The sequence below is a fragment of the Kitasatospora sp. NPDC059571 genome, from assembly GCF_042735675.1.
Taxonomy (GTDB): domain Bacteria; phylum Actinomycetota; class Actinomycetes; order Streptomycetales; family Streptomycetaceae; genus Kitasatospora.
This window is the reverse complement of record NZ_JBHWBW010000762.1, coordinates 1-2,026: the sequence shown is the minus strand read 5'-3', so window position 1 is coordinate 2,026 and position 2,026 is coordinate 1. Positions and strand designations below refer to the sequence as shown.

Genomic DNA, 2,026 nt, shown 5'->3' with positions numbered 1-2,026 from the left:
GGTCCGCGACCGCGGCCGGGGCTGGGCGCCGGTCGCGGTCGCGGGGGTCGGCGTGCTGCTGCGGGCGGCCGCGGCGGCCGCCGTCGGGCTGGACCGGCAGCGGGGCGACCCATCCGCCCGCGACCTGGTCGTGCTGACGATGCTCTCGTTCGCGATGGGCTGGCGGAACGCCATCGCGCTGCGGATCTCCGCGCCCGACCTGCCGACCACCGTGGTGACCCGCGGCCTGACCGGCCTGTTCCGGGTGCACGCGGCGCTGGACTCGCGGGAGCGGGCGCTGGGGGGGGCGGAGGCCCTTGCCGGCGGCGCCGCCCCCCGGGCGGGGGCCCCCGCCGCCGGACGCACCGGCGGCGCCGGCCAGCTGATCGCCCTGCTGCTGCTCGTGGTCGGCGCCATCGCCCTGCTCAACGCCCTGCACATCCAGACCGCCAAGCCGTACGTCTGGCCGCTGCTCACCATCGGCGTCGGCGTCGCGCTGGTCTGGCGGCAGGCCGACGACTCCCGCTGGCAGCGCTGGTTCGGCCTGGAGGAGGGGTCGAAGCGGCGCAGCGCCTTCGTCCGGGTTGCCGCCGGCGTGCTCCTGGTGGTGGTCGGCATCGTCGGCTTCCTCGTCCTGCAGGGCAGCGGCTCCACCCTGGCCTCCGTCGTCGAGGCCTCGGTCGCCGTGCTGGCCGGCGTCCTCGTCCTGGTCGGCCCGTACGCGCTGCGCATGTGGCAGGACCTCGGCGCCGAGCGCACCGCCCGGATCCGCGCCCAGGAGCGGGCGGAGATCGCGGCGCACGTGCACGACTCGGTGCTGCACACCCTCACCCTCATCCAGCGCCGCGCGGAGGACCCGAAGGAGGTGCTGCGCCTGGCCCGGGCGCAGGAGCGCGAGCTGCGGCTGTGGCTGTACCGGCCGGAGGCCGTCGCGGAGTCCGCACCGGACACCCTCGCCGAGCACGTGCGGGCGGTGGTCGCCGAGGTCGAGGACCGGCACGGCGTCCCGGTCGAGCTGGTCTGCGTCGGCGACTGCCCGATGGACGAGCGGATCGCGGCACAGATGCAGGCCGCGAGGGAGGCGATGGTCAACGCGGCCAAGTACGGTGGCGGGGGACCGGTCCAGGTGTACGCAGAGGTCGAGGGGAGAACGGTGTCGGTGTTCGTCCGCGACCACGGCCCCGGCTTCGACCCCGACGGCGTGCCCGAGGACCGGATGGGCGTCCGCGAGTCGATCATCGGCCGGATGCGGCGCCACGGCGGCACCGCCCGGGTCCGGCCGGCGGCGGGCGGCGGCACCGAGGTCGAGCTGGAGATGGAGAGGGCAGATGACTGACGCAGGGGGAACGGCGCCCGAGCGCACCGCGCGCGTGGTGCTGGTGGACGACCACCGGATGTTCCGGACGGGCGTGCGCGCGGAGATCGGGCGGACCGAGACCACCGGCATCGACGTGGTCGGCGAGGCGGACGACGTCGAGTCCGCGGTGCAGGTGGTCGCCGAGACCCGGCCCGACGTGGTGCTCCTCGACGTCCACCTGCCCGGCGGCGGCGGGGTCGAGGTGCTGCGCCGCTCGGCGCCGCTGATGGGGGAGCAGGGCGGGGTGCGCTTCCTGGCGCTCTCCGTCTCGGACGCGGCGGAGGACGTGATCGGCGTGATCCGCGGCGGCGCCCGCGGCTACGTCACCAAGACCATCACCGGCGGCGACCTGGTGAGCGCGATCTTCCGGATCGCCGACGGCGACGCGGTCTTCTCCCCGCGCCTGGCCGGATTCGTCCTGGACGCCTTCGCCGCCACCGACACCCCGCCGGTCGACGAGGACCTCGACCGGCTCACCCAGCGCGAGCGCGAGGTGCTGCGGCTGATCGCCCGCGGCTACGCGTACAAGGAGATCGCCAAGCAGCTGTTCATCTCGGTGAAGACGGTGGAGAGCCACGTCTCCGCGGTGCTGCGCAAGCTCCAGCTCAGCAACCGCCACGAGCTGACCCGCTGGGCGACGGCCCGCCGGCTGGTGTGACGGACGCCGCCCCCGGAGCAGGGCTCCGGGGG

General features: G+C 75.5%; 2 protein-coding genes. Both read left to right on the top strand.

Annotated elements, in window-relative coordinates; all coding sequences use genetic code 11:
* Positions 1 to 1,315, top strand: a 1,315-nt coding sequence (locus ACFV0G_RS38760; RefSeq protein ID WP_380558420.1) for a sensor histidine kinase, incomplete at its 5' end; no start/stop codon positions are given.
* On the top strand, positions 1,308 to 1,994 hold the full coding sequence (locus tag ACFV0G_RS38755) for a LuxR C-terminal-related transcriptional regulator (RefSeq protein ID WP_380558417.1): 687 nt from the start codon (positions 1,308 to 1,310) through the stop codon (positions 1,992 to 1,994). The genes ACFV0G_RS38760 and ACFV0G_RS38755, both read left to right, overlap by 8 nt.
* Positions 1,995 to 2,026 lie beyond the last annotated feature (32 nt).

Coding starts and splice junctions, on each gene's coding strand:
- ACFV0G_RS38755 (WP_380558417.1), top strand. CDS start 1,308: ATGACTGACGCAGGGGGAACGGCGCCCGAGCGCACCGCGCGCGTGGTG.